Raw genomic sequence first — 23,021 nt, forward strand, 5'->3', positions numbered from 1 at the left:
TTGTAAGTGATAATTAATATAAAAGTTAATAGAATACTTATAATGGATTTTAACTAAAATATTGAATATAATAGCATATTTATTAGCTGAAAAAATATTAAAATTCTAAAAAAAGCCCTTGACATAAATTGATTGAAAATGTATAATAAATATTGTTGTTAAATATGGCGGCTGTGGCGAAGTGGTTAACGCATCGGATTGTGGTTCCGACATTCGGGGGTTCGATTCCCCTCAGCCGCCCCATTAAAATTTAATATATTCAGGCGGCTTAGCCAAGTGGTAAGGCACGGGTCTGCAAAACCTTGATCACCGGTTCAAATCCGGTAGCCGCCTCCAATTTTAATCATCTTTTTATAAGGTGTTTTTTTTATGCCTAAATTACGTTTTTTATTATGTATTATTAATTATATTATTTAAATATTTGTAAATTTATTAGTAATTGACGAACGTTTTTTTAGTAAATATCGAATTTTCCATTGAAAATTGTTATTATTTTGATTTAAAAGGTAGATATATTATTTTTTTTGTGTTAAAATTATACCAAAATAATATTATATAAATACCGAGGAGGTAATAATTATGAAAAAATTATTATTGGCGTTATTTAGTTTTATTTTCGTCTTCTCAATAGTAGGATGTTCTGCTAAGACAGAAACTAAAAAGTCAGAGGAAAAAGTTATTAAAATGGGATTTGTTCCTCTAAAAAATAGTGAGAAGTTAGTAGAAGATCTTAAACCAATCTCTGATTATCTTTCTGAAAGATTAGGAGTAAAAGTAGAAGCCTTTACTGCAAGTAATTATATAGGGGTAGTTGAAGGCTTAGGTAGTGGAAGTGTTGATTTTGGTATTATCCCTCCGTTTTCATCTTTACTTGCCCAAAAACAAAGTAATGCAAAGCCAATATTAACATCTAAAGGGAAAACAGGAAAACCTGGGTATACTGCTGAATTATATGTCAGAAAAGATTCAGGTATTAAATCTCTTCAAGATGTTAAAGGTAAAAAAGTAGCATTCGTAGATCCTTCATCTTCATCAGGATATATTTATCCAGGCGCTATGTTGGTGGAAGCAGGACTAAATTTAGATAAAGATATTAGTTATCAATTTAGTGGCGGTCATGATAAGAGTTTACAATTACTTCTAAATAAAGATGTTGATGTTATTGCGACATTTGATGGTGTAGAAGATAGATACGCTAAAGATTTTCCACAGGCTAAAAATGAAATTCAAAAATTAGCAACTAGTGAGATGATACCAGGTGTTATGGTTACAGTTTCTAGCAAAATGGATAAAGAGTTACAAGAAAAATTAGAAAAAGCTCTTCGTGATATAGAGAAAGATCCAAAAATGAAGGAACTGTTCACTAAGATGTTTAGTATTACAGGATTTAGTGATGTAGATCAAGATACATATAAAAAAGTAGAAGCAACAGCTAAAGTTATGAATGTTGACTTAGATAAAGTTAAATAATAATTAGAAACTTGGTACAAATTGTGCCAGGTTTTTTTGTTAGTTGAAACTCTATTATTATATAAAATACTTGAGATTTTTTACGTTTAATTTTATAATAAAATAATCAATCAGGAGTGTGAATGTAATGTACGCATATATTAAAGGAAAAATCTCGGAAATAAATCCGACTAATATTGTTGTTGATAATAATGGTATAGGTTATGAAGTGGTAGTAGCAAATCCTTATGAATACCATTTAAATGACGATAGAACAGTTTATATAAGTCAACAAGTGAGAGAAGATTCTAATGTTCTTTATGGATTTTCGAATAAGGAACAGAAGAAAGTGTTTCTATTATTATTAAAAGTAAAAGGCGTAGGACCGAAAAGTGCATTAGCAATATTAGCAGGAGGAACTAGTGAGGAAATAATAAGTGCAATTGAAAATCAAGATGCTGTTTATTTAACTAAGTTTCCTGGAATTGGTAAAAAATCAGCTCAGCAGATTATTCTAGATTTACAAGGTAAGGTTGATTTTAGTATGGCAAATATTAGCAGTGCTCCAACTGCAATAAATAATTATCTTAGTGACGCAATGCTTGCATTAGAAGCACTTGGGTATAGTAAAAAGGAACTTACGAAAATTGAGAAAAAATTATCAGCGTTTGATTTTTCAGGTGTTGATGAATATGTAAAACAAGGATTAAAATTATTAATGAATGCATAAACTGTGAAAGGAGGAAATTATGGAAGATAGAATGGTATCTGCAAGTCAAAATTTTGGAGAAGAGCGCGAGGAACAGTCTTTAAGACCGAAGTTATTAAGTCAATATATAGGTCAAGAGCAAATAAAAAGTAATTTAAAAATTTTTATAGAAGCTGCAAAACTTCGAGGTGAAGTATTGGATCATTGTTTGTTATATGGACCACCGGGTTTAGGGAAAACGACACTTGCTACTATAATAGCCAATGAGATGGAAGTTGGTATTAAATATACATCAGGACCTGCTATAGAAAAATCAGGAGATTTAGCAGCGATTTTGACTAGTCTTGAACCTGGAGACGTTCTTTTTATTGATGAAATACATAGAATTAGCAGATCAATTGAAGAGATTCTTTATTCTGCTATGGAAGATTTCTATCTTGATATTGTAATTGGTAAGGGTGAGGAATCACGTAGTATTAGAATTGAGTTGCCGCCATTTACTTTGGTGGGTGCTACAACTAGAGCTGGAGCATTAACAGCTCCACTTCGAGATAGATTTGGTGTTCATTGTCGTTTAGAGTTTTATACTATTAATGAACTTCAAAATATAATAGAAAGAACCTCTGATATTTTTGAATGTGATATTGACGAAGATAGTTCGTATGAGATTGCTATGAGATCTCGTGGAACACCGCGTATTGCTAATAGACTATTAAAACGTGTTAGAGACTTTGCGCAAGTGAAAAATGATGGTGTGATAGCAAAAAGTTTGGCAGTAGAATCTTTAGATTTGTTACAAGTGGATGCTAAAGGTCTGGATAATATTGATTATAAAATATTAGAATGTTTAATAAAACGTTATGACGGTCGTGCTGTTGGATTGGAAACAATAGCTGTTACGATTGGAGAAGAGAGTATAACGATAGAAGATGTTTATGAACCATATTTAGTTAAAGAAGGTTTTATAGAGCGTACTCCAAGAGGTCGTCGTGCAACACCTAAGGCATATCAGCATTTAGGAATTAGCTATAAAGGTTAATAAAAAATAACATGGGTTTTATTATATATACTTTATTAAGGTAATATCTCGAAACTCATGTTTTAACTTATTGATAATCTTTTTTAGTTAGTGACTATATTAATTGTAAAATATGGAAAAGTATATTAAACTTGGTAAGTAAAATATAAGAAATTTTAGAAGGATTAAATTTGTATGATTGATAGTAAACAATTTATAAATACTAGACATAAAAATCAAAAAATCAATTATGATAATGTCTTGAAAGAACTTATAAAAGAGTGGGAAAAAAATAATTTCCGTCCAAAGATTCTTATTCATTCATGTTGTGCACCGTGTAGTACTTACGTATTAGAATATTTATCTGAAATTAGTGACATAACAATTTTCTTTTCAAATTCGAATATACACCCCAAAGAAGAGTATATAAAACGTATGTTGGTGCAAAAAGATTTTGTAGAAGAATTCAATAAAAGAAACGATAAAAAAATCAAATTTTTAGCTGATGAATATTCTCCGAACAAATTCATTAGTGCAGTAAAAGGGCATGAAGAAGACAGAGAAGGTGGAGATAGATGTCATATTTGCTATGAAATGCGTTTAGACTCTTCCGCTCAAAAGGCTGAAGAATTAGGTTATGACTACTTTGCTTCTGCATTAACACTTAGTCCTAAAAAAAATGCGACTGTCATTAATGAGGCAGGATATGTGCTGCAAGAACAAGTTTCAATATACTATTTACCTTCAGATTTTAAGAAGAATAATGGTTATAAAAGATCTGTAGAAATGTGTAATGATTATAATATTTATAGACAGTGTTATTGTGGTTGTGTATTTGCTGCCAAAGATCAAGGAATAGATTTTAAGGAAATTAATAAAAATGCTCGTGAATTTAATAGAAATCATGAAGATTATGAAAAATTCAAATCTATTATTAAACTTGGTGGAGAATTAGTGTAATAAATATTTTTCTTTGGTTTACAATATAATAATAAAAATATAATAATTTTAAATATAAGAATAATAATATGATATAAAAAAAGTATCGTTACTAGTGCTGTAACAGATACTTTTTTCTTTAGTTGAATCTTTTTGTGGCATTAAACATTGAAAATTTGTTTTCATAAGTTTTTCAAAAGAATAGTGGTAAGGTGTTGTTATTCATTAAGAAATGGTTTTCTTTGTTATAGAATAAGAATAGTTTTAAAAGTAAAATTAGTATAAAATACTTGTAAATATTGCTTTCATGTGTTATTATTTGAATGTAAATATTTTTTTAAATAAAAGGAGACACTACTATGTTACAAAAAGAATTTAAAGTTATCGATGAAACAGGAATCCACGCTAGACCAGCTACTTTATTAGTACAAGCTGCTTCTAAATTCCAATCAAATATTGAATTAGAATTCAACGGACGCAAAGTAAACTTAAAATCAATCATGGGTGTAATGAGCCTTGGAGTTGGTAAAGATGCTAATATCGTAATCTATGCTGATGGAGCTGACGAAGCTGAAGCATTAGCAGCTTTAGAAGAAACAATGAAGAAAGAAGGATTAGCATAAAATGTTACAACTAAAAGGTATTGCAGCCTCTCAAGGCATATCTTTTGCTAAAGCATACATTTTTGTTGAGCCTGATTTAACAGTCAAAGAAGTTAAGGTTCATGATATAGATGCTGAGGTTAAACGTTTTGAAGATGCGATTGAAATTTCTAAAAAAGAATTAACAATCATCAAAGATAAAGCTTTAGAAAACTTAGGAGCTGATAAAGCAACTATTTTCGAAGCTCACTTATTAATACTAGAAGACCCAGAATTCATGGGAACTGTTAAAACAGATATTCAATCAAAAGAAATTAATGCAGAGTATGCATTAAAAGAAACTTCAGATATGTTTGTTTCTATGTTTGAAGCGATGGATAATGATTACATGAAAGAACGTGCCGCTGATATTCGCGATGTTTCTAAACGTATTTTAGCACACTTACTTGGTGTAGATTTACCAAATCCAAGCTTAATTGATGAAGAAGTAATCATCATTGCTGAAGATTTAACTCCATCTGATACTGCACAACTTAACAAACAATTCGTTAAAGGTTTTGCGACAAACATTGGTGGACGTACATCTCACTCAGCTATTATGGCAAGATCATTAGAAATTCCTGCAGTAGTAGGAACTAGTACAATTACTGAAGAAGTTAAGAATGGTGATGTTTTAATTCTTGATGGATTAGAAGGTATTGTATACGTAAATCCTGATGAAGCTACTACAACTGAATTAAAAGAAAAATACGCTAAATTTGAAGCTCAAAAAGCTGAATGGGCTAAATTAGTTACAGAAAAATCTGTAACTCAAGATGGACACGAAGTAATTCTAGCAGCGAATATCGGTACGCCTGCTGATTTAGAAGGTGTTAACAATAATGGTGGAGAAGCTGTCGGATTATATCGTACAGAATTCCTATATATGGGACGTGATCAACTGCCAACTGAAGAAGAACAATTCGAAGCTTATAAAGCTGTATTAGAAGGAATGGGAGATAAACCTGTTGTAGTTCGTACTTTAGATATTGGTGGAGATAAAGAGTTACCATACTTAGATTTACCAAAAGAGATGAATCCATTCTTAGGATTCAGAGCTATTCGTCTTTGCTTAGAAGAAAAAGACTTATTTAGAACTCAACTAAGAGCATTATTACGTGCTTCAGTTTATGGTAAACTTTGCGTAATGTTCCCAATGATTGCAACAGTTCAAGAATTTAGAGCTGCAAAAGCTTTATTCTTAGAAGAAAAAGAAAAATTAGTAGCAGAAGGTATTGCGGTAAGCAACGATATCGAATTAGGTATTATGGTTGAAATTCCATCAACTGCAGTTATCGCTGATATCTTTGCTAAAGAAGTAGACTTCTTCTCTATTGGTACTAATGACTTAGTTCAATATACTATGGCTGCAGACCGTATGAGTGAGAAAGTATCTTATCTATACCAACCATACAATCCAGCTATTCTACGTCTTGTGAAAAATGTTATTGAAGCATCTCACAAAGAAGGTAAATGGACTGGAATGTGTGGAGAAATGGCTGGAGACAGCTTAGCTATTCCATTATTATTAGGTATGGGATTAGATGAATTCTCTATGTCAGCTACATCAATTCTTCAAGCGCGTAGCCAAATCAAAAACTTATCATTAGAAAAAATGAAAGAGTTAGTTGATAAAGCCATTATGTGCTCAACAACTGAAGAAGTATTAGCGTTAGTAGAAGAATACACTAAATAATTACTAAATTAAAGGCTTTTGGTTCGCCCAAAAGTCTTTTTTATCTATTGAATTGATAATGTTGTAAACTATAGAGGTTTGAGATAACACTTGATAAAATAAGATTTACTTGTATAATTTCCAATTTAAATAGCCTTATTGGTTGACATTATCGCGTATTTATATTATTATTTTAAATATAAAATTTTTCAAAAACGATGATTAAGACAGTATATTGGATGTTTTTAACAGGGAGCAACTACGCGACTGAAAGAGTTGTACTAACTGAGAATATATTTTCAGCTTATGAGTAATTGTATAAGTATATTATGAGTACAATCGGGTGGTATCCGTTATAAACTATTATAAGGAAGCGTAACAGCTTTAAAATACGGGTGGTACCGCGATATATTCGTCCCTTAAGACTATGTCTTGAGGGACTTTTTATTTTGGATAAATAATAGAACTTATATCAATGTCTTTATATTAAATTTTTAAGGAGGAACTTATGACTTTAGAGAATATAAGAAAAGAATATTTAGAATTAGTTAAAACGATTAAAGATGAAAAAGAACTTTATGACCTAAGAGTTAAATTTTTAGGGAAAAAAGGTGCATTAACGGAAGTTATGAAAGGTGCACGTGATTTATCTCCTGAAGAAAGGCCGACTTTTGGTAAACTTGTTAATGAGGTAAAAACTTTCATTAATGATAGTCTAGAAGAGAAAAAAGCTGAATTAGCTAAGGTAGCATTAGAGTTGAAATTAGCTAGTGAGGATATTGATGTTACGCTACCTAGTAAAAAAGTTGAGTTAGGTGGATTAAACCCACTAAATAAGATTATTGAGGAAATAGAAGAAATATTTATTTCTATGGGATATTCAGTTGCAGAGGGTCCAGAGGTGGAAACTGACAAATTTAACTTTGAAATGTTAAATTTACCAAAAGATCACCCAGCTCGTGACATGCAAGATTCATTCTATATTACAAATGAATTATTAATGAGAACACAAACTTCACCAGTTCAAGCTCGTGAAATGTTAAAAGCTAATGGTGAGGGACCAATCAAGATTATTTGTCCTGGTAAAGTATTCCGTCGTGATAATGATGATGCTACTCACTCACACCAATTTACTCAAATTGAAGGATTAGTAGTAGATAAAAATATTACATTCAGTGATTTAAAAGGTACTTTAGAGCATTTTATTAAAGCTGTATTCGGTGAAAATAAAAAAATTCGCCTGCGTCCAAGTTTCTTCCCGTTTACTGAACCATCTGTTGAAGTTGATGTATCTTGGGGAAATGAAGATGATGAAGAAAACATTAAATGGCTTGAAATATTAGGAGCAGGTATGGTTCATCCTAATGTTCTTAAAATGGCTGGTTTTGATCCTGAAGTATATACTGGATTTGCCTTTGGTATGGGTCCTGAGCGTGTTGCGATGTTAAAATATGGTATTAGCGATATTAGAAGTTTCTATACAAATGATGTAAGATTCTTACAACAATTCAATAGTGATAGAAACGATTAATAGGAGGTAGTAATGTTAGTAAGTTATAATTGGTTAAAACAATATACAAATGTTGAAGATAATGCGAATGCATTAGCTGAAAAAATCACTCGTGGTGGTATTGAAGTTGAAGGTGTTGAATATTTAGCAGAAGAAATTTCTGGTGTAGTAGTTGGATATGTTGTGTCTAAAGAAAAACATCCTGATGCTGAAAAATTGAATGTGTGTCAAGTTAATGTTGGTGAAGAAGAAAACTTACAAATTGTTTGTGGTGCACCAAATGTTGATGCTGGACAGTTTGTAATCGTTGCTAAAGTAGGAGCAAAATTACCAGGAATCAAAATTAAAAAAGCAAAACTTCGTGGTGTTGAATCACAAGGTATGATTTGTTCTTTAGCAGAACTTGGATTAAGTAAAAGTGTTGTACCTAAAAATTATCAAGAAGGTATCTACGTATTTGAAACTGAACAAGAGTTAGGTTCTGATGTTGTTGAAGTACTTGGTTTAAATGACTATATCTTAGATCTTTCAATAACTCCAAACAGAGCGGATGCACTAAGTATGCGTGGGCTTACTTATGAATTAGGTGCTTTATACAATAATAAAGTTGATTTTAAAGATGTTGAGAAAGAAGAAAATTATGAAGAGACTTCATTACAAGTTTCAATTGAAAGTGAGTCTTGTAGAAACTACGTAGGTCAAGTTGTGAAAAATGTAGAAGTTAAATCTTCTCCATTATGGTTACAAACAAGACTTATGAACTCTGGAATACGTCCGATTAACAACATAGTAGATATTACTAACTATGTTCTATTAGAATTTGGTCAACCAATGCATGCTTTTGATAAAGACCTAGTAGGAGATAAAATCGTAGTTCGTGATGCTAAAGAAGGTGAAGTTCTTGAAACTCTTGATGGAGAAGAGCGAAAACTACAAACAACTGACTTAGTAATTACTGATAGTTCTCGCGCTATTGCACTTGGTGGAGTAATGGGTGGTAAAAACACAGAAGTAAGTGAGGAAACTAAAAATATTATTTTAGAATCTGCTTACTTTAATCCAACATCAGTACGTCGTACTTCAGCTGCTCATGGTTTAAGAAGTGATTCTTCGGCAAGATTTGAAAAAGGTATTGATACTAATATGCAAAAAGCAGCTCTTGCTCGTGCAGTAGAATTAATTTTAGAATTATGCCCGAATGCTGTAGTTGAAAGTTCTGTTGGAATAGTAAACAAAGAAGAAGAGAAAATTGTTGAAATCACAACTACTTATATTAACAACTATCTTGGAATTACATTATCAACTGAAGAAATAGTAGCTATTTTAGAAGGGCTGAGCTTTACAGTAGAAGTAACAGGAGAAAACTTAGTAGTTAAAGTACCTACTAGAAGACCGGATATTTCAATTAAACAAGATTTAGTTGAAGAAGTTATTAGAATTTATGGATATGATAACCTAGCCTCAACATTACCAAAATTCTCTAAAACTACAAAGGGTGGTTTAACTTATTCGCAAAGAATGGTGCGTGACCTTCGTGCAGTATATGCTAGCTTAGGATTTAACGATACTATTAATTATTCATTAGTATCAGAAGAAGAAGCTACGGAGTATACTTTAGAAGATCATCATAAAGTAAGATTATTAATGCCTATGACTGAAACACATTCAACTTTACGTCAAAGTTTGGTTCCAGGATTATTAAATACGGTACAATATAATGTGGCTAGAAAACAAAAAGATTTAAAACTTCTTGAAATTGGACGCGTATTTTTCGGAAGTGGTGATGACAATATTCAACCAAAAGAAACATTATACTTAAGTGCAGCTTTAACAGGTGAAGAAAGAGCAACTAAATGGCTTAAAGAAAGTAGTGCTTTAGATTTCTTTGCGGCTAAAGGGTATTTAGAAGTTGTATTTGAACGTTTAGGCTTAGATGAGAAAGTTACATATAAAAAATCTACTCTTGAAGGTATGCATCCAGGACGTTTTGCTGAGGTTTACTTAGGTGAAAAACGTATTGGATTTATCGGTGAAGTTCATCCACAAGTTGCAGACAAACTTGGATTAAATAAAACTTATGTATTTGAAATTAATTTAGATGAAGTAATTTCAGAAAGTAAAGTTAGACCTAAATATGAAGAAGTAACTAAATATCCAGAAATTACTCGTGATATTGCTATGCTAGTTGATGTGAAAGATGAGTATCAAAATATTTATAATGTTGTTGAATCAGTAAATAGTAAGCTAATTAGTAAAGTAGAATTATTCGATTTATATGTTGGTGCTGAGTTATTAGCTGGTAAGAAATCTTTAGCGTTAACAATTACTTATAGCGATAAGCAAAAGACTTTAACAGACGAAGAAGTAACATCAGTACATGATAAAGTGCTTGTTGCACTTACAGCATACGGAGCTATTATTAGGTAGGTAGTCTATGATTACACAAATTATATTGTTTTGTATTTTGGCATATGTAATTGGATCTATTCCTTTTGCATTAATAGTAGGAAAAGTATTTTATAATACTGATATTAGGACATTAGGAAGTGGAAACTTAGGTACAACAAATACATTCAGATGCCTTGGGAAAAAAGCAGGGATAACTGTTTTTGTATGTGATGTATCAAAAGGGATTGTAGCTACATTTTTACCGACACTAATGTTAGGTAGAGTAGATTTTCTATCTGTATTTGGAGCTTTTGCAATGATAGGGCATGTATTCCCTATCTTTGCAAACTTCAAAGGAGGAAAAGCTGTAGCAACAGGTTCAGGAGTTTTTATATTCTTATATCCTATGTTAAGTTTGTTATTATTGGTAATATTCTTTGCAACGCTATTCTTAACAGGATATGTTTCTTTAGGAAGTATTTTGATGAGTTTAACTGCTATCGGATACCTAAGTATTTTTGAATCAGGAATAGATAAGTGGGTAATGATAGTAATGTGTATATTTGTTATTTATGTGCACAAAAAGAATATATTAAGATTAATAAATGGAACAGAGAATCAATCAAAACTGAAAATAAAAAGGGGAACAAAGAATGACAAAAACCATTAGTGGAACTGAGCTTGCAAAGAAGTTGCGAGAAGAAATTAAAAATGAAGCTACTGTATTAAGAGAAAAAGGCGTTGAACCAACGCTTGCTGTAGTATTAGTTGGAGATAATAAAGCTTCAAGAAGTTATGTTAATTCAAAACATAAAGCTTGTTTAGAAAATAATATAAATTCTATCAAAATAGAATTACCAGAAGAAATTACTACTGATGATTTATTAAATGAAATTGAAAAATTAAATACAGATGATAAAGTTCATGGGATTCTAGTACAATTACCTTTACCTAAACATATAGATGAGGAAAAAGTTTTGAATGCTGTTAGTGTTCTTAAAGATGTAGATGGATTTCATCCTGTAAATGTTGGTAAACTCGTTATTGGTGAAGCTAAACTTATTCCGTGTACACCATTAGGGATTTTAGAAATGATAAAATCTACTGGAGAAGAAATTTCTGGGAAACTAGCATTAGTAATTGGAAGAAGTAATATTGTAGGAAAACCTATTTCAACTTTATTACTTCAAAATAATGCAACTGTAATCACTGCGCATTCTAGAACGAAAAACCTAGAGTCATTAATTGAACAAGCGGATATTATAGTGAGTTGTGTAGGAGTCGCTCATTTCTTAAGTGGAAAAGAGAAAGTTAAATCAACATGTACAATTATTGATGTAGGTAATAACTATAAAGATGGTAAGCTAGTAGGTGATGTAAATCTAGATGAATTTTTAGATAAAGTAGCATACATCTCACCAGTTCCAGGAGGAGTGGGTCCGTTAACAATTACTATGTTAATGAGAAATACTTTAACTGCAACGTATGATTTACTAAATAAATAACTTTAAAAAACTATATAAATTATTTGAGACTATATTTAATTGAAATGTTTATGATTTAATGATACAATATTATATTGTATAAGAATGTATTATTTTACAGATATAGACTTATAAATTATACTGTGATATAATTTTAAAAATGTATAGTAAGAAATTTATGTGGGAGGTTTGGACTTAATGATTAGATTTCTAGGAAAAGTTGCTGCTGAAATGAGAAAAGTAAGTTGGCCAACTTTTAGTGAACTTGTTAGAAAAACATTGATTGTTATTGTTGTAGTTGGAATATTAATGCTATTTAGCTACGCGGTAGATTTAGGAATAACTGCTGGAATTAGACACTTCAGTAGATAAGAGAGGTTATTATGAGTGATACAGTAAGTAAAGAGTGGTATGTGATACATACTTACTCTGGTTATGAAAACAAAGTTAAAGATAATATTGAAAAAAGAGTTGAGTCTCTTGGTATGGAAGATAAGATTTTTAGAATCGTTGTTCCTGAAGAGAAAGAGACTATCTTAACTCCAACAGGAAAGAAAAAAGAAGTTAACAGAAAGACATTCCCGGGATACGTTCTTGTTGAGTTAGTTATGACTGATGATTCTTGGTTCGTTGTTAGAAATACACCGGGTGTTACTGGATTTGTTGGATCACATGGTGGAGGTTCAAAACCAAGCCCATTATTACCAGAAGAAATCAACTTTATTTTACAACAAATGGGATTATCTAGTGTTGTAGATATTGATATTGAGGTTGGAGATTATGTTCGTGTTATCTCTGGTCCATTCGTTGGTATGGAAGGGAAAGTAGTTAATTTAGACTTGCACAACTATAAAGCTGATGTTATGATTGAGCTTATGGGAAGAGAGACTAAAGTGGAGCTTGAACTTTATAATATAGAAAAATTCTAAGAAAGGAAAAGCTATCTTTTAAGATAGTCGGATAGAGTGTGGAAAAAATTGCTATAATTATGGATTCAACTGCATTTTTATCAGAGGATTTAAAGAAAGAATTAGATATTCGTACTGTTTATCTAAATTTAATTATAGATAGTAATTCTTATAAAGAAGTAATAGATATGCCTCTTGATAAGTATCATGAATATTTAAAAAATCCTAACAATGCGTTTCCGACAACTTCTCAACCAGCTATTGGAGAAGTTGTAGCTTGCTTAGAAAAATTAAAAGAAGAAGGGTATACTGATGTAATCGCTATTGCTTTATCAAGTGGAATAAGTGGCACGTATTCATCATACTCTGTAGCAGGACTGATGGTTGACGGTTTAAATGTTCATCCGTTTGATTCTGAAGTATCTTGTAGACCAGAGGGTTATTATGCTATTAAAGCGGCAAGATTAATAAAAGAAGGGAAATCTTCAAAAGAAATTATTTCAGCTTTAAATGAAATGAAAAAAGTGTCTAATGCTTATTTTATGGCAGATGATTTATCTCATTTACAACGTAGTGGGCGATTAAGCGGAGCGCAAGCAGTGGTAGGAAGTTTACTTCAGGTGAAACCTTTATTGCATTTTGATAATAAGGTAATTGTACCGTTTCAAAAAATTCGCACATACAAGAAGGTTGTAACGAGAATGTATGAATTATTCGATGAGTATTACAAACAACATGAAGGTGAACATATTACTGTATGTGTTCTACATGTTGATGCATTAGAAAAAGCAGAAGAAATCAAAAAATATGTTGATGAAAATTATTCGAATGTAACTGTAGAGATAGATGGAATAAGCCCTGTTATTTCGACACACCTAGGAATAGGTGCAGTTGGGTTTGGATGGACGATATTATAAATTTAAGAGGTGGGAAAATGGTTCAAACTATGGCGCATACTTGCTACCGTGTAGCAAATTTAAAAGAATCAGTAAAATTTTATACTGAGGCATTTGACTTTGTAGTAAGTCGAGAAAAAGATTTTCCAGAGTATAAGTTTACTTTAGTATATTTAACTTTACCTGGATCTAATTATGAATTAGAATTAACTTACAATTATGATCATGGTGCGTATGATTTAGGTGATGGATACGGTCATATTGCTATTTCTGTAGAAGATTTAGAAGCGTTACATGACAAACAAAAGACGGCAGGATATGATGTAACAGACCTTAAAGGTTTACCAGGATTCCCGCCAAGTTATTACTTCATTAAAGATCCAGATGGATATAAAATTGAAGTAATTCGTACTAAAATGTGGTAATCATTTGATTTTTTTGTAATCATATGATATAATGTAACTACATTGAAATAAATTACCGGAAGGGTGGTGAATTTTGAAAGGTTCTCCGCTCTTTTATATTGCAATAAAAATTTAAGAAAGAGGTATGCTGTATGAGTATTGTAGAAAAAGTTAAAGTTATAGCAATGAAACAGACTGAAAATACGGAATTTTCTCTTTATGATGTGGAATATGTTAAGGAGGGTACAGAGTACTTTTTACGTATTTACTTCGATAAAGATGGCGGTCTTACGCTTGATGATTGTGTGTTATTAAGTGAAAAACTTGCTGAAGAACTTGATAAAGAAGATTTTATTAGTGATAAATATTATTTAGAAGTTTCTTCACCGGGTATTGAGAGAGATTTAAGAAACTTAGAAGAAGTTACTAATTCTATTGGGAAGCATGTTTATATAAAAACATATGAAAAAATTGATGGTCAAAAAGAATTTTATGGTGATATATTAGCTGTTGAAGGTGAAGAAATCACGATAGAATATAAAGATAAAGCGAGAGTAAAAAAATCTACGATTAATTACACTAAAATCGCTAAAATTAGATTAGCTGTTAAATTTTAATTATTAAAGGAGAATGAAAGATGAGCAAGGACTTGCTTAAAGCTATTAAATTAATTGAACAAGAAAAAGGAATTGCAGAAGATATATTAGTAGAAGCTATTGAGTTAGCTTTATTATCTGCATATAAAAAGAATTTTAATGCTGCTAAAAATGTACGAGTAGATTTCAATAGAGCTACAGGTGATTACAAATTTATCATTAGAAAAGATGTTGTAGAAGAAGTTTATGATGATAGAATTGAGTTTGCATTAGAAGATGCTTTGAAAATCAACCCTGCATATGAAGTAGGGGATATTTATGAAGTAGTTGATTTACCAAGTGATTTTGGACGTGTTGGAGCGCAAGCTGCGAAACAAGCATTATTACAAAGACTTCGCGAAGCTGAAAAGGAAATTCTTTATAAAGAATATATCGAACACGAAGGTGAAATTTTATCAGGAACTATTGATAGAATAGATACAAGATATGTTTATGTTAAATTAGGTAAAATTGAAGCGATTTTAGGTGAAAATGAAAGAGTTAAAGGTGAAACTTATGTTCCACAAACTCCAATTAAAGTATATATCGCGAAAGTTGATAATCCAACTCGTGGAAGTAAACCACACGTATTAGCTTCAAGATCACATCCAGAATTTATCAGAAGATTATTCGAGATCGAAGTTCCTGAAATTTATAGTGGTACTGTTGAAATTAAGAGTGTATCACGTGAAGCTGGAGAAAGAACTAAATTAGCTGTTTATGCTGAAGATAAAAATATTGATCCTGTAGGAGCTTGTGTTGGTAATAAAGGAGAACGTGTTAATCGTATAGTTGAAGAATTAAACGGTGAAAAAATCGATATTATTACTTGGGATGCTGATCCTGTTAAATTTATTACTAATGCGTTAGCACCTGCTAAAGTAGAAGAAATCATAATTGATGAAGAAGAAAAAATTGCAAATGTAAAAGTTAAAGATGATCAGCTTTCACTAGCAATTGGTAAAAAAGGTCAGAATGTTCGTCTAGCTGCTAAATTAACAGGTTGGAAAATTGACATAAAAGCTGCTGAATAGTGAGGTATTGATTATGAAGAAAAGAAAAATACCAACAAGAAAATGTATTCTAACAAATGAGATGTTTGCTAAAAAAGATTTATTAAGAATTGTTAAAAATAAAGAAGGCGAAATCTCTGTAGATCCAACTGGGAAAAAAGCTGGGCGTGGAGCTTATGTTGTAGCTGACCTAGAAGTTATAAAAGTTGCACAAGAAAAGAAACAATTAGAGAAATTTTTCTCAACGTCACCTGAAGTTATGGAACCTATCTATAACGAAGTAATTAGATTAATTTATAGAAAGTCAATTCCACAGAAATAATGATAAAAGTATATAATTTATTAGGTTTAATGCAAAGGGCAGGTAAACTTATTACAGGTGAAGATTTAATTACAAAGAATTTAAAAAATAATAAAATCAAATTGTTAGTTATTGCTGAGGATTGTGGTGTTAATACAAAAAAGAAATTAACGGATAAAGCTAATTTTTATAATGTTAAATGCATCGAATTTTCTACAATAGAAAATATTAGTATTGCGATTGGTAGAGACAATCGTGTAGCTGTGGGAATAACTGATGATGGATTTATAAAGAAATTTAAACAATTATTAGAAGAAGGAGGAAGACAGTAATGAAAAAAGTCAGAATTTATGAGTACGCCAAAGAAGTCGGAAAACAATCAAAAGACCTTATTACAATTTTAAAAGACGCGAATATTGAAGTGTCGAATCATATGTCAATGCTAACAGAAGAGGGGTTAGCTAAGCTTGATAGTGTCTTCAAGAAACAAGAGGAAACTATTCAAAATGAGCAAACTTCAAATAACGAAGGTAAGAAAAATAAAAAGAAAAAAAATAAAAAAGAGAAAAATAAAAAAGCTCAAAAACAACAACCAGCTATTATTGAAGTTCCAACAGAAGAATCAATTTCAGAAGATACTATTTTAGTAAAAGATGGAATGACAGTTGGTGAACTTTCAGAAGCTCTAAGTGTAAGTTCGACTGAACTTATTAAAAAATTATTCATGGAACTTAAAATTATGGCGAATATTAACCAATCTCTTACTTTAGAGCAAATAGAGTTAATCGCTATGGACTATGGTAAAGAAATCCAAGAGGAAGTAGAAATCAATAAAGAAGATTTAGATCTTTACTTTGAAGTAGAAGATGCTGAAAAAGATCTTAAAGAACGTGCTCCAATCGTAACAATTATGGGACACGTTGACCACGGAAAAACAACATTATTAGATACAATTAGAAATTCTCGTGTTACAGCTGGTGAAGCAGGTGGTATCACTCAGCATATCGGTGCTTATCAAGTACGTGCTAAAGATAAAAAAATTACATTCTTAGATACACCAGGTCACGCTGCATTTACAACAATGCGTGCACGTGGAGCAAAAATTACCGACGTAACTATCTTAGTTGTTGCAGCAGATGATGGTGTTATGCCTCAAACAATCGAAGCTATCAACCATGCTAAAGCAGCTGACGTTCCTATTATTGTTGCGGTTAACAAAATGGATAAACCACAAGCTAACCCTGATAGAGTAATGAATGAATTAGTAGAATATGGACTAATTTCGGAAGAGTGGGGTGGAGATACAATCTTCGTACCAATCTCGGCTCTTAAAGGTGATGGTATTGATGAATTATTAGAAAATATCTTATTAGTGACTGAATTGCAAGAGTTAAAAGCCAATCCTAATCGTTTAGCTTTAGGTACAGTTATCGAAGCTAAACTTGATAAAGGTCGTGGAGCAGTAGCAACATTATTAGTACAAAATGGTAGCTTAAATGTTGGAGATCCGCTTGTAGTAGGTAACACATTTGGTCGTGTTCGTGCTATGATTAATGATCGTAGTAAAAACATTCAAACAGCCAAACCATCTACACCAGTAGAAATTACAGGGTTACAAGACGTTCCAAATGCAGGAGATCGTTTCGTAGTATTTGGAGATGAGAAAACTGCTCGTCAAATCGGTGAAAAACGTCAACAACAATATATTGAAACTACTCGTCAAGCAAATTCAGCTGTTTCATTAGATACATTATTCGAACAAATGAAACAAGGTGAGATGAAAGACCTTAACATTATAATTAAAGCAGACGTTCAAGGTTCTGTTGAGGCATTAGCTATGTCATTAGCTAAAATTGATGTTGAAGGAGTTAACGTGCGTATTATTCACACTGGTGTTGGTGCGATTAATGAATCTGATATTACATTAGCAGTAGCATCAAATGCAGTAGTAATTGGATTTAACGTGCGTCCTGATAATAACGCTAAACAAATGGCTCAAACTGAGCAAGTAGATATCCGTCTTCACAGCATTATTTATAAAGTTATAGAAGAAATCGAAGCAGCGATGACAGGATTATTAGATCCGGAATTCGTAGAAAAAGTTATCGGTCTTGCAGAAGTACGTCAAGTATATAAAGTATCTAAAATTGGTACAATCGCTGGTGCTTATGTAACTGAAGGTAAAGTATCGCGTGATGGTAAAGTACGTGTAATCCGTGATAGTGTAGTAATTTACGAAGGTGAAATTGATACATTAAGAAGATTTAAAGATGATGTTAAAGAAGTACAAAGTGGTTATGAATGTGGTATGACTGTAGAAAACTTCAATGATATTAAAGAAGGAGATGTCTTCGAAGTATACATCATGGAAGAAGTAAAAAAATAGGAGGCAAACTTTATGTCAGAACTTAGAGTTAATAGACTTGCAGAACAAATAAAAAAAGAAATTACTTATGTATTAGCTACAAAAGTTAAGAATCATGATTTAGGATTTGTTACTGTAACAGAAGTTGCTTTGACAGGAGATTATTCTCAAGCTAAAGTGTTCTACACTGTTTTAGGTGGGGAACGTGAAAAAGAAAAAACAAAAGAAGCATTTAAGAAAATTAAAGGTTTCGTGAAAAGTGAAGTTGCTAAGAAAATTAAAATTAGAAAATTTCCAGAACTTATTTTCCAATACGACACTACTGCTGAATATGCTTTACACATTGAAAGTTTAATAGCTAGTGTCAGTAAAAAGGAAGAAGACGAAGAATAATTGAAGTGTTTGGAGCCTGTAATAGGCTCTGAACTTTTCGAATATTTAAAAGTATTATAGAATTTAAAGGAGAATATAATGTTACAAGTAACAAATTTAGGTTTACGTTTTGCAGATAGAAAATTATTTGAAGATGTAAATATCAAATTTACAAATGGTAACTGCTACGGTTTAATCGGAGCTAATGGAGCAGGTAAAACAACATTTTTAAAATTATTATCTGGTGAAATAGATTCGCAACAAGGACATGTTTCTTTAGGAAAAGGTGAACGTCTTGCAGTACTTCGTCAAAACCACTTCGCTTATGAAGAAAACAGAGTTATTGATGTTGTAATGATGGGACATGAACGTCTTTGGGATGTTATGAACCGTAAAAATGAAATCTATATGAAAGATCCATTCACTGAGGAAGATGGAATCATCGCTGCTGAACTTGAAGGTGAGTTTGCTGAAATGGATGGTTGGACTGCAGAAAGTGATGCAGCACAACTTCTTGAAGGATTAGGAATTTCTGTAGAGTTTCACGATATGCTTATGGGTGAGCTTGATAATGCTATTAAGGTTAAAGTTCTTTTAGCCCAAGCGTTATTCGGTAATCCGGATGTACTTCTTCTGGATGAGCCTACCAACGGTTTAGATATTGGTGCAATTAAGTGGTTAGAAGAGTTCTTAATTAACTTTGAGAACACTGTTATCGTAGTCAGTCACGACCGTCACTTCTTAAATAACATTTGTACGCACATTTGTGACTTAGACTTTGGTAAGATCCAACTATATGTTGGTAACTATGACTTCTGGTATCAATCTAGTCAACTTGCTAGAAGAATGGCAGAAGATAATAATAAGAAAAAAGAAGAAAAAATTAAAGAATTACAAGAATTCATCGCACGTTTCTCAGCGAATGCTTCTAAATCAAAACAAGCAACAAGTAGAAAGAAAATGCTTGATAAAATTACTCTTGACGATATTAAACCAAGTAGTCGTCGTTACCCATATGTTCGTTTCACGCCAGATCGTGAAATTGGAAATGATTTATTAATCGTTGATGGTGTAAGTAAAACTATTGAAGGTAAAGAAGTATTAAGCAATGTAAGTTTCACTGTAAATCCTAATGATAAGGTTATCCTTTTAGGAGATGAGGTATCTAAAACTACATTATTAAAAATTCTTGCAGGTGAAATGGAACCAGATAGTGGAACAGTTAAATGGGGTATTACAACTTCTAGAAGTTATATGCCAAAAGATAACTCTGAATACTTTGAAGGATTAAAACTTTCACTAGTAGAGTGGCTTCGTCAATATGCTTCTCCTGAAGAAGAAAGTGAAGCGTACTTACGTTCATTCCTAGGTAGAATGTTATTCTCTGGTGAAGAAGCACTTAAACGCGCTCATGTATTATCAGGGGGAGAAAAAATGCGTTGTATGTTATCTAAAATGATGTTATCTAAAGCTAACGTTATTCTTTTAGATGAACCTACAAACCACCTTGACTTAGAGTCTATTACAGCAGTCAATGAAGGTATTATTGCATTCAAAGGTTCTGTATTTTTCACATCTCACGATTATGAGTTTATTCAAACAATTGCAAATAGAGTAGTTGAATTAACACCTGAAGGTGCAATCAATAAAGAGATGGATTATGAAAACTATCTAAGATTCAAAGGGATTATAGATTAATAAAAAAGGGAGTGATTCAAAAATCGTGATTTTGGATAAATCGATTTTGTTGAGTCACTCTCCTTTTAATAATATTATTAAAAAATTATTTTCTCAAAGACTATTTTGGTAACTTCACTAAATGCAGCTACTTCCTCTTCTGAAAACCTATTAAATTCTATAGAATCGATATCAAGCAAAGCTACAACTTTATTGCTCTGAATGATAGGAATAACTAATTCGCTATTTGTAGCACTATCACAAGCAATATGTCCAGGAAACTTATGAACATCTTCAACGTAAATAGTTTCGCGAGTTGTATAGCAATGGCCGCAGACACCTTTATTAAATGGAATACGAGTACAGGCAACTTTTCCTTGGAATGGTCCTAAAACTAAATTATTATTAGCTTCATCTAATAAATAAAATCCAACCCAGTTTGTATTTGGTAAGTATTCTTTGTATAGAGCTGATAAATTAGATAAATTAGTAACTAAATTATCTTCTCCTGATACTAGTGCTGTGGCTTGTGCTATAAATAATTGTTTATTTTCTACTATATTCATTTAGATACCTCTGTAAAAAGACTTTATTATATTTTCGCATATTAGATACAAAAAATAAAGTGATATGGACGATAGATATTAAATAATATTCTTTAGGAAATTTGTAATCGATATTTTTGAGGGAATTTTTCTAATTATAAGGAGAGATTATAATTAATTTTAAATATTTAGATATTTTTTTGAGAAAAAAATTTAAAAAAATGACTGAAACACTTTGTTTTTTGCGATAAAAATGGTATAATTTTGTTAGGTTATTGTATTAATAAACGTAAAAAATTAAATATAAAATTTCAGGGGGAAGATATATGACATATATATTTTTATTTGTGTGTATCCTTGTTCTTGGAGGAGTAGTAGCCCTATTCGTCTTTAGAAATAGGAAAAAACAAGATTTATACCCTCTTTTAGTTATGAAAGATGAGCTAGAGAGAGAAACACTGTCTGATGATTTGAAAAAGGTAAAAGCACTTGAGATTGCGGGTAAAGCTGAGAAGCTTTATGCTCAATGGGAAAGTGAATGGTACGAAATTCAAAGCATTGACATTGAGGAACTTGACAGAGATCTTTATAGTGCAGAAACTTATATTGATAAATTTAATTTCAAACGAGCTGATGAAGTGATTATGAATAGCGGTGAATTAATTGCCAATATTAAAGACAGAATCGCTGGAATTAGAAGAGAAATTAAAGAATTAACAGAAGTTGAACCTAGAAATAGAGAGCTATATGAAGAAATCGTTGTTGAGTATAAAGAGCTTAATAGAGAATTATTAGCGAAACGTCATCAATATGGTGCGGCAGCAGAACAATTTGAAGTTAATATCAAAGAAATCGCCCCACAACTTGATGATTTCAAACTTCTAACATCTACTGGTAAATATTTAGAAGCTCAAGATAAGATTAATTCTGTAAAAGAATTAGTAACAAGTCTAAAAGACAGAATGGAAGTATTACCAGATTTGTTAAAAGAGATTGAAAAAACTTGTCCAGCTCAAATTCAGTCATTACGACTTAAAGTTGAGGAAATGGAGAAAAAAGGATTTAAACTTACTCACTTAGAAATTTCAAGTAAAATAGAAAGTAGTGTATGGCAGCTTAGTGATGCTCGTGAGAAAGTTAAATCTGGTGATATAGATTTAATAGAAAATATTCTTGATGGTATTTATGATGTTATCGATGAAGTTTCTAATGATCTAAAAAAAGAACTTGATTATAAAAAATACATTGAAGAAAACTATAGAGAAATAACTAATAAACTTGAATTACAAGATAAATTAAATGAAGCTCTATACAATAATATTCAAGAAATCAAAAATAGATACCAAATCTATCAAAAAGACGAAGAAATGGTAGCTAACTATTATGATGAATTAAGTGAGTTACTTGATGTTAAACATGATATCGATGTTTATATAAATAATCAACCTAAACTTAATTATAAAGATTTGAAAGAAAAAGTGGAATTATTAGGTCAAGGTTTAGAAAAAATCGAAGAAGATCAAACTAATTATTCAAGATACTTAACGAGTCTACGTGAAGAAGAAGGTCACTCTCGTGAAAAACTTATCTTCATCAATCAAGAAAAAGAAGTTATTAAACGTAAGTTAGATAATTCAAGAGTGCCAGGATTTAGCGATAGATTTATCGTATTATACAAAGATGTTACGGATAGCTATAAATACGCTATAGAGGAACTTAAAAAAGAACCAATTAACATTGATTTGTTAAAACGTGCTGTTGCTGAGGCAGAAGAATCATTAGATATCTACGCTTCAGAAGTTAATAATATTCTTACTGATATAGAATTAATAGAAAAACTTATTCGTTATGCGAACAGATACAGAAAAGATAATATTGAATTCCATCAACAATTAACTGTTGCTGAGCAATATTATAGAGAATATCGTTATAACAAAACTCTAGAAATTATTAGAAATTCTCTAGACAAAGTTGAGCCAGGTGCATACGAAAGAATAAGAAATTCAGTAAAACCAAGATAATATAAAAAAGCCTTAGTCATGAAAATAAGACTGAGGCTTTTTCTTAATAAGAAAGCTATTCAAAATTTGTA

23 protein-coding genes and 2 tRNA genes are annotated in these 23,021 nt (G+C 31.3%); 24 read left to right on the forward strand and 1 reads right to left on the reverse strand.

Annotated features, from left to right (window positions below):
• The first annotated feature begins 167 nt into the window (after positions 1-167).
• The 23 genes from RWS90_RS01615 to RWS90_RS01725 all read left to right on the forward strand — a co-directional run bounded on the left by RWS90_RS01615 (position 168) and on the right by RWS90_RS01725 (position 20,405).
• Positions 168-243: transfer RNA gene (locus tag RWS90_RS01615), tRNA-His, on the forward strand.
• Positions 244-262: 19 nt separating this feature from the next.
• A tRNA-Cys gene (locus RWS90_RS01620) sits at positions 263-336 on the forward strand.
• 243 nt (positions 337-579) lie between these two features.
• Complete coding sequence (locus RWS90_RS01625) at positions 580-1,470, forward strand: phosphate/phosphite/phosphonate ABC transporter substrate-binding protein (protein WP_314548212.1); 891 nt, start codon at positions 580-582, stop codon at positions 1,468-1,470.
• A 127-nt stretch (positions 1,471-1,597) separates the two neighbouring features.
• The gene (ruvA, locus tag RWS90_RS01630; protein ID WP_314548214.1) at positions 1,598-2,179 is read left to right on the forward strand and encodes a Holliday junction branch migration protein RuvA; all 582 of its coding nucleotides are present in this window, start codon (positions 1,598-1,600) and stop codon (positions 2,177-2,179) included.
• 19 nt (positions 2,180-2,198) lie between these two features.
• On the forward strand, positions 2,199-3,197 hold the full coding sequence (gene ruvB, locus RWS90_RS01635; protein ID WP_314548215.1) for a Holliday junction branch migration DNA helicase RuvB: 999 nt from the start codon (positions 2,199-2,201) through the stop codon (positions 3,195-3,197).
• Positions 3,198-3,371: 174 nt separating this feature from the next.
• Positions 3,372-4,136 (forward strand): epoxyqueuosine reductase QueH, encoded by a 765-nt coding sequence (locus RWS90_RS01640; RefSeq protein WP_314548216.1) that lies wholly within the window; start codon positions 3,372-3,374, stop codon positions 4,134-4,136.
• 338 nt (positions 4,137-4,474) lie between these two features.
• Positions 4,475-4,738 carry a phosphocarrier protein HPr gene (locus RWS90_RS01645; RefSeq protein WP_314548218.1) on the forward strand — a complete coding sequence of 88 codons (264 nt, stop codon included), beginning with the start codon at positions 4,475-4,477 and terminating at the stop codon, positions 4,736-4,738.
• A gap of 1 nt (position 4,739) precedes the next feature.
• Positions 4,740-6,452 (forward strand): phosphoenolpyruvate--protein phosphotransferase, encoded by a 1,713-nt coding sequence (gene ptsP, locus RWS90_RS01650; RefSeq protein ID WP_314548219.1) that lies wholly within the window; start codon positions 4,740-4,742, stop codon positions 6,450-6,452.
• A 487-nt stretch (positions 6,453-6,939) separates the two neighbouring features.
• Positions 6,940-7,962, forward strand: coding sequence for a phenylalanine--tRNA ligase subunit alpha (gene pheS, locus RWS90_RS01655; RefSeq protein ID WP_314548220.1), 1,023 nt, complete (start codon positions 6,940-6,942; stop codon positions 7,960-7,962).
• Positions 7,963-7,974: 12 nt separating this feature from the next.
• On the forward strand, positions 7,975-10,368 hold the full coding sequence (gene pheT, locus RWS90_RS01660) for a phenylalanine--tRNA ligase subunit beta (protein ID WP_314548222.1): 2,394 nt from the start codon (positions 7,975-7,977) through the stop codon (positions 10,366-10,368).
• Positions 10,369-10,375: 7 nt separating this feature from the next.
• Positions 10,376-10,999, forward strand: a complete 624-nt coding sequence (plsY, locus tag RWS90_RS01665) for a glycerol-3-phosphate 1-O-acyltransferase PlsY (RefSeq protein ID WP_314548223.1) — start codon at positions 10,376-10,378, stop codon at positions 10,997-10,999.
• Positions 10,983-11,834: a bifunctional 5,10-methylenetetrahydrofolate dehydrogenase/5,10-methenyltetrahydrofolate cyclohydrolase gene (locus RWS90_RS01670; RefSeq protein ID WP_314548224.1), complete on the forward strand. Its 852-nt coding sequence runs from the start codon at positions 10,983-10,985 to the stop codon at positions 11,832-11,834. The genes plsY and RWS90_RS01670 overlap by 17 nt, the downstream gene beginning before the upstream one ends.
• Before the next feature lie 177 nt (positions 11,835-12,011).
• On the forward strand, positions 12,012-12,185 hold the full coding sequence (gene secE, locus RWS90_RS01675) for a preprotein translocase subunit SecE (protein WP_314548225.1): 174 nt from the start codon (positions 12,012-12,014) through the stop codon (positions 12,183-12,185).
• 11 nt (positions 12,186-12,196) lie between these two features.
• On the forward strand, positions 12,197-12,742 hold the full coding sequence (gene nusG / locus RWS90_RS01680) for a transcription termination/antitermination protein NusG (protein ID WP_314548226.1): 546 nt from the start codon (positions 12,197-12,199) through the stop codon (positions 12,740-12,742).
• 38 nt (positions 12,743-12,780) lie between these two features.
• Positions 12,781-13,638, forward strand: coding sequence for a DegV family protein (locus RWS90_RS01685; RefSeq protein ID WP_314548227.1), 858 nt, complete (start codon positions 12,781-12,783; stop codon positions 13,636-13,638).
• A 17-nt stretch (positions 13,639-13,655) separates the two neighbouring features.
• Positions 13,656-14,042, forward strand: a complete 387-nt coding sequence (locus RWS90_RS01690; RefSeq protein ID WP_314548228.1) for a VOC family protein — start codon at positions 13,656-13,658, stop codon at positions 14,040-14,042.
• Positions 14,043-14,173: 131 nt separating this feature from the next.
• Complete coding sequence (gene rimP / locus RWS90_RS01695) at positions 14,174-14,638, forward strand: ribosome maturation factor RimP (RefSeq protein ID WP_314548229.1); 465 nt, start codon at positions 14,174-14,176, stop codon at positions 14,636-14,638.
• Positions 14,639-14,658: 20 nt separating this feature from the next.
• On the forward strand, positions 14,659-15,690 hold the full coding sequence (nusA, locus tag RWS90_RS01700) for a transcription termination factor NusA (RefSeq protein WP_314548230.1): 1,032 nt from the start codon (positions 14,659-14,661) through the stop codon (positions 15,688-15,690).
• A 13-nt stretch (positions 15,691-15,703) separates the two neighbouring features.
• Positions 15,704-15,991, forward strand: coding sequence for an RNase P modulator RnpM (rnpM, locus tag RWS90_RS01705; protein ID WP_314548231.1), 288 nt, complete (start codon positions 15,704-15,706; stop codon positions 15,989-15,991).
• Positions 15,991-16,302, forward strand: a complete 312-nt coding sequence (locus tag RWS90_RS01710) for a ribosomal L7Ae/L30e/S12e/Gadd45 family protein (protein WP_314086872.1) — start codon at positions 15,991-15,993, stop codon at positions 16,300-16,302. The genes rnpM and RWS90_RS01710 overlap by 1 nt, the downstream gene beginning before the upstream one ends.
• Positions 16,302-18,356, forward strand: a complete 2,055-nt coding sequence (gene infB, locus RWS90_RS01715) for a translation initiation factor IF-2 (protein ID WP_314548232.1) — start codon at positions 16,302-16,304, stop codon at positions 18,354-18,356. The genes RWS90_RS01710 and infB overlap by 1 nt, the downstream gene beginning before the upstream one ends.
• Before the next feature lie 12 nt (positions 18,357-18,368).
• On the forward strand, positions 18,369-18,728 hold the full coding sequence (rbfA, locus tag RWS90_RS01720; protein WP_314548233.1) for a 30S ribosome-binding factor RbfA: 360 nt from the start codon (positions 18,369-18,371) through the stop codon (positions 18,726-18,728).
• Positions 18,729-18,806: 78 nt separating this feature from the next.
• Positions 18,807-20,405, forward strand: a complete 1,599-nt coding sequence (locus RWS90_RS01725) for an ATP-binding cassette domain-containing protein (protein WP_314548234.1) — start codon at positions 18,807-18,809, stop codon at positions 20,403-20,405.
• A gap of 77 nt (positions 20,406-20,482) precedes the next feature.
• Here RWS90_RS01725 and RWS90_RS01730 read toward each other — a convergent pair whose 3' ends face one another.
• Positions 20,483-20,950 (reverse strand): GAF domain-containing protein, encoded by a 468-nt coding sequence (locus RWS90_RS01730; protein ID WP_314548235.1) that lies wholly within the window; start codon positions 20,948-20,950, stop codon positions 20,483-20,485.
• A gap of 305 nt (positions 20,951-21,255) precedes the next feature.
• On the opposite strand from RWS90_RS01730, the gene RWS90_RS01735 reads away from it, so the two are divergent.
• On the forward strand, positions 21,256-22,950 hold the full coding sequence (locus RWS90_RS01735) for a septation ring formation regulator EzrA (protein WP_314548236.1): 1,695 nt from the start codon (positions 21,256-21,258) through the stop codon (positions 22,948-22,950).
• Positions 22,951-23,021 lie beyond the last annotated feature (71 nt).

The organism is uncultured Gemella sp., assembly GCF_963529685.1.
Lineage (GTDB): Bacteria > Bacillota > Bacilli > Staphylococcales > Gemellaceae > Gemella.

Coding starts and splice junctions, on each gene's coding strand:
- nusG (WP_314548226.1), top strand. CDS start 12,197: ATGAGTGATACAGTAAGTAAAGAGTGGTATGTGATACATACTTACTCT.
- RWS90_RS01690 (WP_314548228.1), top strand. CDS start 13,656: ATGGTTCAAACTATGGCGCATACTTGCTACCGTGTAGCAAATTTAAAA.
- ruvA (WP_314548214.1), top strand. CDS start 1,598: ATGTACGCATATATTAAAGGAAAAATCTCGGAAATAAATCCGACTAAT.
- RWS90_RS01730 (WP_314548235.1), bottom strand. CDS start 20,950: ATGAATATAGTAGAAAATAAACAATTATTTATAGCACAAGCCACAGCA.
- nusA (WP_314548230.1), top strand. CDS start 14,659: ATGAGCAAGGACTTGCTTAAAGCTATTAAATTAATTGAACAAGAAAAA.
- pheS (WP_314548220.1), top strand. CDS start 6,940: ATGACTTTAGAGAATATAAGAAAAGAATATTTAGAATTAGTTAAAACG.
- rbfA (WP_314548233.1), top strand. CDS start 18,369: ATGTCAGAACTTAGAGTTAATAGACTTGCAGAACAAATAAAAAAAGAA.
- ptsP (WP_314548219.1), top strand. CDS start 4,740: ATGTTACAACTAAAAGGTATTGCAGCCTCTCAAGGCATATCTTTTGCT.
- rnpM (WP_314548231.1), top strand. CDS start 15,704: ATGAAGAAAAGAAAAATACCAACAAGAAAATGTATTCTAACAAATGAG.
- RWS90_RS01645 (WP_314548218.1), top strand. CDS start 4,475: ATGTTACAAAAAGAATTTAAAGTTATCGATGAAACAGGAATCCACGCT.
- infB (WP_314548232.1), top strand. CDS start 16,302: ATGAAAAAAGTCAGAATTTATGAGTACGCCAAAGAAGTCGGAAAACAA.
- RWS90_RS01735 (WP_314548236.1), top strand. CDS start 21,256: ATGACATATATATTTTTATTTGTGTGTATCCTTGTTCTTGGAGGAGTA.
- RWS90_RS01640 (WP_314548216.1), top strand. CDS start 3,372: ATGATTGATAGTAAACAATTTATAAATACTAGACATAAAAATCAAAAA.
- RWS90_RS01725 (WP_314548234.1), top strand. CDS start 18,807: ATGTTACAAGTAACAAATTTAGGTTTACGTTTTGCAGATAGAAAATTA.
- rimP (WP_314548229.1), top strand. CDS start 14,174: ATGAGTATTGTAGAAAAAGTTAAAGTTATAGCAATGAAACAGACTGAA.
- RWS90_RS01710 (WP_314086872.1), top strand. CDS start 15,991: ATGATAAAAGTATATAATTTATTAGGTTTAATGCAAAGGGCAGGTAAA.
- secE (WP_314548225.1), top strand. CDS start 12,012: ATGATTAGATTTCTAGGAAAAGTTGCTGCTGAAATGAGAAAAGTAAGT.
- RWS90_RS01625 (WP_314548212.1), top strand. CDS start 580: ATGAAAAAATTATTATTGGCGTTATTTAGTTTTATTTTCGTCTTCTCA.
- RWS90_RS01670 (WP_314548224.1), top strand. CDS start 10,983: ATGACAAAAACCATTAGTGGAACTGAGCTTGCAAAGAAGTTGCGAGAA.
- ruvB (WP_314548215.1), top strand. CDS start 2,199: ATGGAAGATAGAATGGTATCTGCAAGTCAAAATTTTGGAGAAGAGCGC.
- plsY (WP_314548223.1), top strand. CDS start 10,376: ATGATTACACAAATTATATTGTTTTGTATTTTGGCATATGTAATTGGA.
- pheT (WP_314548222.1), top strand. CDS start 7,975: ATGTTAGTAAGTTATAATTGGTTAAAACAATATACAAATGTTGAAGAT.